Origin of the sequence: Cognatishimia sp. (assembly GCF_964229375.1) — a bacterium.
In the GTDB taxonomy this organism is placed as follows: Bacteria; Pseudomonadota; Alphaproteobacteria; order Rhodobacterales; family Rhodobacteraceae; genus Cognatishimia.
In genome coordinates, this window is the sequence record NZ_CAXREH010000109.1 from 1 (window position 1) to 7,262 (window position 7,262).

A 7,262-nucleotide genomic window follows, 5' to 3' on the forward strand; every position below is an offset into this window, starting at 1 on the left:
GATCCAGCAACAACCGCAGGCCCAACGCACCCATGACACCGGCCGCGACACGATCCAAGGTGGTCTTCGCGCGCAGGTATCCATCGCGTGCCGCAGGCGTCGACAGCAGGGCCGCAAAGGCGCTGTAGCAGAGGATCTCAACGATAAGATGGTTGGCAACCACAAAAGCTTTGTCTGCCAAGGTGATGTCGGGTGGAAAGATCACCAAAAGCACCGCAGAGGCGAATAAAACCGACTTTGGATTGGCGAGGTTGACAGCCAGCCCAGACAGGAACGAGCGTCCCCGCGGATGCGAGGCTGCATCCGGATCCAGAGGAATGCGTGCATGGCGCCAAGTCTGCACCGCGATCCAGATCAGATATAGTGCGCCTGCGATTTTCAGGGTCAGATAGGCCCATGGAAACAGCGTGAAAATCCCGTCCAGACCCAGCAGCGCCAAGGTGGTCCAGGTGGCGGCCATCGTCGCAAGGCCAAGGCCAACCATAAACCCTTGCCGGAAGTTGCCGGCCAATGTGGCGCGGATGGACATCAGCATCGCTGGGCCGGGACTGAGAATGGCCACAAGAAGCGTCGCGTTGAAGGCAAGGATATGGCTTAGGTCCATCAGATCACCGGTCACAAAAGGGGGGTACATTTAACTGTCAGGCAAACCTTAGTGGGTCCGTCAAAAAAGAAAAGGCCCGGCGGATGTCCACCGGGCCTGAAGGCAATCTGTTTGATCGGCTTACTTGCGACCGGTCACTGCGTCGATATCCGGCGCATCGACGGCCTTCATGCCGACGACGTGATACCCCGCGTCCACGTGCAGGTTTTCGCCTGTTACGCCAGAGCCAAGATCGCTGAGCATATAGAGCGCGGATTTGCCAACATCGTCGATGGTCACATTGCGGCGCAGCGGAGAGTTCAGCTCGTTCCATTTCAGGATATAGCGGAAATCACCAATACCCGAGGCGGCGAGCGTTTTGATCGGGCCTGCCGAAATCGCGTTGACGCGGATGCCGTCTTTGCCCAGATCTTCGGCCAGATATTTGACGCTGGCTTCAAGCGCTGCCTTCGCGACACCCATTACGTTATAGTGCGGCATGACCTGCTCGGCACCATAATAGGTCAGGGTCAACGCAGAGCCGCCGTCGCTCATCAGTTTCTCGGCGCGCTGCATGACGGTCGTAAAGCTGTAACAGCTGACGTCCATCGTCATCAAAAAGTTGTCGCGGCTGGTGTCGACATAGCGGCCACGCAGCTCGTTCTTGTCGGAAAAGCCGATCGCATGCACCAGAAAGTCGATCTTACCCCATTTGGCTTCGATCTGTGCAAATGCGCTGTCCAAGGAGTCTGGGTCAGACACGTCGCAATCGATCAACGTATCCACGTTCAATTGCTCGGCCAATGGCGCGACGCGTTTCTTGAACGCTTCGCCCATATAGGAAAACGCCATTTCTGCACCGGCGTCGGACAATGCTTTCGCGATGCCCCATGCAATCGATTTATCGTTGGCTAGCCCCATGATCAAACCACGCTTGCCAGCCCTCAGATTATTTGACATTCGGACCTCCGTCCCTAATTCACTTTTCTATGATCCTTTAGGCGATCATCCTGTTTGCATCAAGGGCAGGTGAATACCTTGAGGATGGAAAGAGCGACCCAAGGTCAAGGAGCAGGCAAAATGAGTGATCGCAGCGATATTTTCTCGGGAGACAACCCGTTTGATCTGGCACGGCGCTGGCTGGCAGAGGCTGAAAAGTCAGAGCCCAATGATCCAAACGCGATTGCGCTGTCCACCGTGGATGCAGACGGTCTGCCCAACGCGCGCATGGTGTTGCTGAAAGAAATCGAAGACGCGGCATTTGTGTTTTACACCAACTACGGGTCTGCCAAGGCGCAAGAGGTCGACGCGACCGGCAAAGCGGCGTTTGTCATGCACTGGAAATCCCTGCGGCGTCAGATTCGTGTACGGGGACATGTCACCAAGGAATCCGGGCCACAGGCGGACGAATACTTCGCCTCGCGCTCCCTCAAGAGCCGGATTGGCGCTTGGGCCAGCAAACAGTCACAACCGCTTGCGTCGCGCGCAGAGCTGTTGGCTGAATCCGCAAAACTCTCGCTTAAACTGGGGCCAAATCCCAAGCGTCCAGAGTTTTGGGGCGGCTATCGCATCACCCCTGTAGAAATCGAGTTTTGGGCCGACGGCGCATTCCGTTTGCACGATCGTTTCCAATGGCGGAAAGGCGAAACAGGCGGCGAGTGGGTCGTTCAAAGACTGAACCCATAGCGTTATGCGCTTGTAGAAATTCTTTCTACGAAACGAGAAATGACACTTGATAGGAAGGTCGTTTATCGTCATTGTAACGCCGACGCGGCTCATGGGGGTGAGCCCATAAAATATATAGGGCTGATGTCATGCAAGATTCCGCCGCTCGTGTGGTTACGGGGCAGGTGAAATGGTTCGATCCGGTTAAGGGGTTTGGGTTTGTGGTCGCCGACGAAGGCGGTCCTGATATCCTTCTACACGCAAATGTTCTGCGCAATTTTGGTCAAAGCTCGGTTGCAGAAGCTGCAACCGTAGAGCTTGTGTTGCAAGACACCGCACGCGGTGTTCAGGCAACCGAGGTGCTGTCGATTACTCCCCCCGTGGCGTCGACAAATAATACTTTGGCTGATTTCGAAGCGTTGTCTGTCGAAGACATCGAGAAATACCCGCTGATCCCAGCGCGGGTGAAGTGGTTTGACAAGAACAAGGGCTTTGGGTTCGCCAATATCTTTGGCAATTCAGACGACGTGTTCGTGCATGTCGAAGTTCTGCGCCGCTCGGGTCTGTGCGAGCTGCAACCGGGCGAGGCCCTGGCGATCCGTGTGATGGACGGTCAGCGTGGCAAGATGGCGATGCAGATCTGCGCTTGGGAAGCGGTTCTGAAGTAACCCATGGGTGCGCGGCGGATCTCTTCCTTACGCACAGCTTTCTTCTCTTGCTTTCTATTGGCGTCCGCGTCGCCTGTTATGGCAGAATGTCGTGTGGATTCCGCCCAGCTGCGTGGCGACTGGGGCGAGGCGCGGTTTACGGTCGAGCTGGCAGATGATGCGCGCGAACGCCAGACGGGCCTGATGCACCGGCTTGATATGCCGATGAGCGCCGGCATGCTGTTTGTCTATCATCAGACCCGGGTGCTGTCGTTCTGGATGAAGAACACGCTTATCTCTTTAGATATGATCTTTTTGGATGAAACCGGGCAGGTGGTGAAAATCCACGAGCGGGCGATTCCTCATGACCTGACCTCGATCTCGAGCGAGGTTCCTGCGCGCTATGTGTTGGAAATCAATGGCGGTCTTGCGCGCGCGCTTGGTATCACCGAAGGCTCGGAATTGCGTCATCCCTCGGTTTTACAGCATCTGGCGGCATGGCCTTGCCGGGACGACAGCTGATTTTTGAGAAGGCAGAAAAAAATCTGCATCAAATGCTGTTTTTCGCTTTTCATTCTGCGGAGCTACATTTAAAGAACGCTCCACGGTCCGGGGCGTAGCGCAGTCTGGTAGCGCACCTGTTTTGGGTACAGGGGGTCGTGAGTTCGAATCTCGCCGCCCCGACCATTTTCTCTCTCAGAGGCAACGTCAAAACCTCGGTTCATAGCCGGGGTTTTGACGTGTCTGGGGGACTAAATTTTAACCCATTTGTAAGATGTGCCTGTGGTTTGGGATTCGCCTTTTGGTTGAAATAACCCGCGAGTGCCGATTTCCGCATATATGGTGTTAATGCAGCCTTAACCCCTACATGTTGTGTCTTTGGGGTCAAATTTTGAGCATCATCTTCAATTTCCGTTATTTATAAAGGACTTCCGATCCGTCTTGAATTTGAGGGCGCAGCGACGCGCAATTGGATCGCGAAAGAGATTCTGTTGAGGTGCGGAGAAAACGAAATTGGTCAACACAATTTTTGCGGTTTTCGATCAAATAAAAGCGTTGACCTGTTAGGGTCCGATACGTCAGATTGTGTGGGCGGATGAGGCTGACACTATATATGGTGCGCTGGGGGCCGCGGATGACATAACATGATCAAGACTGAGCAGAAGCTCAGCGCCGCTCGGCTAAGGCTTTGAGCGACCAGGGACGTTGTGACTTCGTGAACCCTTAGCCACTGGGTGGAACGCTCCGCGCAAGCAAACGGGCAGAGTGATCGGGACTAAGGGGCAACGATGCAAATTCAACGACGTTTCACGACAGCAGGGCAAGACGCATACGCGGATCTGGAGTTTTTAAAGACGACCTCCGAAATCAGAAATCCGGATGGCTCCATCGTTTTCAAATTGGACGATGTCGAGGTGCCCACAAGCTGGAGCCAAGTTGCCTCAGACGTTATTGCACAGAAATACTTCCGTAAGGCAGGTGTTCCTTCGAAACTGAAGAAGGTCAAAGAAAAAGACGTTCCAGAGTTTCTGTGGCGTTCTGTCCCTGCCGATGGCGCCGAGATGGGGGGCGAGACCTCTTCCAAGCAAGTGTTTGACCGTCTGGCGGGCGCTTGGGCCTATTGGGGCTGGAAGGGTGGCTATTTCACCACCGAAGAAGACGCACGCGCCTATTTCGACGAAATGCGCCACATGCTGGCAACCCAGCGCGCGGCGCCAAACAGCCCGCAGTGGTTCAACACAGGCCTGCACTGGGCCTATGGCATCGATGGCCCGGCGCAGGGTCACCACTATGTGGACTATAAGACCGGCAAGCTGACCAAGTCGAAGTCCTCTTATGAGCACCCACAGCCGCATGCCTGCTTTATTCAGTCTGTCTCGGATGATCTGGTGAACGACGGCGGGATCATGGACCTTTGGGTTCGCGAAGCGCGTCTGTTCAAATATGGCTCGGGAACTGGCACCAACTTCTCGTCCCTGCGAGGCGAAGGCGAGTCGCTGTCGGGCGGCGGTAAATCCTCTGGTCTGATGGGCTTCCTGAAAATCGGTGACCGCGCTGCGGGTGCGATCAAGTCCGGTGGCACAACCCGTCGTGCCGCAAAGATGGTGATCTGTGATGCAGACCACCCGGATGTCGAGGAATTCATCAACTGGAAAGTCAGAGAAGAGCAGAAAGTGGCGTCCATCGTCGCGGGCTCTAAAATGCACGAAGCCAAGCTGAACGACATTTTCGCGGCGATCCGTGGTTGGGATGGCAGCACCGAGGACGCGGTTGATCCAAAGAAGAACGATCAGCTGAAATCTGCGATCCGTGGTGCGAAAAAGGTTTCGATCCCAGAGACTTACGTTAAGCGCGTGCTGGACTATGCCAAGCAGGGCTATGACAGCATTGAGTTCCCGACCTACAACACCGACTGGGACTCCGAGGCCTATGCGTCCGTGTCTGGTCAGAACTCTAACAACTCGATCCGTGTGACTGACAGCTTCCTGAAGGCCGTCAAGGACGACGCCGACTGGGAACTGATCCGCCGCACCGACGGTTCTGTTGCGAAAACCATCAAAGCGCGCGATCTGTGGGAGCAGGTGGGCCACGCGGCGTGGGCCTGTGCCGATCCGGGCATTCAGTTCCATGACACCGTGAACGCATGGCACACTTGCCCAGAGGACGGTCAGATCCGTGGGTCCAACCCGTGTTCTGAGTATATGTTCCTGGATGACACGGCCTGTAACCTCGCGTCCATGAACCTGCTGACCTTCCTGAAGGATGGCGAGTTCCAGGCAGACGACTACGTGCACGCGACACGTCTTTGGACTGTGACGCTTGAGATTTCGGTGATGATGGCGCAGTTCCCATCCAAAGAAATCGCGCAATTGTCCTATGATTTCCGCACCTTGGGTCTGGGCTATGCTAACATCGGTGGATTGCTGATGAACATGGGCTATGGCTATGACTCTGACGAGGGTCGGGCGCTTTGTGCGGCTTTGACTGCGGTTCTGACCGGTGTGTCCTATGCGACAAGCGCCGAGATGGCAGGCGAGCTGGGCGCGTTCTCGGGCCACAAGCGCAACGCAGACCACATGCTGCGCGTTATCCGGAACCACCGCAATGCGGCCTATGGTGCCACCGAAGGCTATGAAGAGCTGGCGGTCAAACCCGTGCCACTTGATCTGGCGAATATACCGGATCAGAAGCTTGCGAACCTGGCGATGTCCTCTTGGGATCAGGCGCTGGAGCTGGGCGAAAAGCACGGGTATCGCAACGCGCAGGTTTCTGTGATCGCACCGACCGGCACTATCGGTCTGGTGATGGACTGTGACACCACCGGCATCGAGCCTGACTTTGCGCTGGTGAAGTTCAAAAAGCTCGCAGGAGGTGGTTACTTCAAGATCATCAACCGGTCTGTTCCATCCGCGCTTGCGAAGCTGGGCTACAAATCCTCTGAGATCGAGGAAATCATTGCCTATGCTGTCGGTCACGGCTCGCTGGGCAACGCTCCGGCGATCAACCCAACCACGCTGGCTGGCCACGGATTTGGCGAAGCAGAGCTGGCGAAAGTTGAAGGTGCGCTTGGTGCGGCCTTTGATATCCGCTTTGTTTTCAACCACTTCACACTTGGTGAAGAGTTCGTCACCAAGACGCTGGGCGTTCCTGCGGCGAAGCTTGTCGATCCAGAGTTCAACCTGCTGCGCCATCTTGGGTTCAGCAAGGCTGACATCGACGCGGTGAATGACCACGTTTGCGGCACTATGACACTCGAAGGTGCGCCGTTCCTGAAGGAAGAGCACTATCACATCTTTGACTGTGCGAACCCATGCGGCAAGAAGGGCAAGCGGTATCTGAGCGTGGACAGCCACATCACCATGATGGCGGCAGCGCAAAGCTTTATCTCTGGTGCGATCTCGAAGACGATCAACATGCCAAATGACGCCACCATCGAGGATTGCCAGAAGGCCTATGAGCTGAGCTGGTCCTTGGGTGTCAAAGCCAATGCGCTGTATCGTGACGGCTCTAAACTGTCCCAGCCGCTGGCAGCAGCGCTGATTGAGGATGATGAGGAAGCCGAAGAGATCCTTGAAAGCGGAACACCACAGCAAAAAGCCGCTGTGATCGCCGAGAAGATCGTCGAAAAAGTTGTCATCAAGGAAGTCATGGCGAAAAGCCGTGAGAAGATGCCGGAACGCCGTAAGGGCTATACCCAAAAGGCCGTCGTTGGTGGTCACAAGGTGTACCTGCGGACCGGCGAATATTCTGACGGTGCCTTGGGCGAGATCTTTATCGACATGCACAAGGAAGGCGCGGGTTTCCGGGCGATGATGAACAACTTCGCCATCGCGGTGTCGGTTGGCCTGCAGTACGGTGTACCTCTG

General features: G+C 55.6%; 6 protein-coding genes and 1 tRNA gene. 5 read left to right on the plus strand and 2 right to left on the minus strand.

Features of this window, described 5'->3' with window-relative positions:
- On the minus strand, positions 1 to 634 hold a 634-nt coding region (locus ACEQWH_RS08585), incomplete at its 3' end, for a LysE family translocator (RefSeq protein WP_370229781.1).
- Between the two features lie 90 nt (positions 635 to 724).
- Positions 725 to 1,543 (minus strand): enoyl-ACP reductase FabI, encoded by an 819-nt coding sequence (gene fabI / locus ACEQWH_RS08590; protein WP_370229783.1) that lies wholly within the window; start codon positions 1,541 to 1,543, stop codon positions 725 to 727.
- A gap of 120 nt (positions 1,544 to 1,663) precedes the next feature.
- On the opposite strand from fabI, the gene pdxH reads away from it, so the two are divergent.
- The 5 genes from pdxH to ACEQWH_RS08615 all read left to right on the plus strand — a co-directional run.
- Positions 1,664 to 2,269, plus strand: coding sequence for a pyridoxamine 5'-phosphate oxidase (gene pdxH, locus ACEQWH_RS08595; protein WP_370229785.1), 606 nt, complete (start codon positions 1,664 to 1,666; stop codon positions 2,267 to 2,269).
- 128 nt (positions 2,270 to 2,397) lie between these two features.
- The gene (locus ACEQWH_RS08600) at positions 2,398 to 2,916 is read left to right on the plus strand and encodes a cold-shock protein (RefSeq protein ID WP_370229786.1); all 519 of its coding nucleotides are present in this window, start codon (positions 2,398 to 2,400) and stop codon (positions 2,914 to 2,916) included.
- Positions 2,917 to 2,994: 78 nt separating this feature from the next.
- Positions 2,995 to 3,417, plus strand: coding sequence for a DUF192 domain-containing protein (locus tag ACEQWH_RS08605; protein ID WP_370229788.1), 423 nt, complete (start codon positions 2,995 to 2,997; stop codon positions 3,415 to 3,417).
- 88 nt (positions 3,418 to 3,505) lie between these two features.
- A tRNA-Pro gene (locus tag ACEQWH_RS08610) sits at positions 3,506 to 3,582 on the plus strand.
- Positions 3,583 to 4,184: 602 nt separating this feature from the next.
- A partial coding sequence (locus ACEQWH_RS08615) for a vitamin B12-dependent ribonucleotide reductase (protein WP_370229790.1) occupies positions 4,185 to 7,262 on the plus strand: 3,078 nt, incomplete at its 3' end.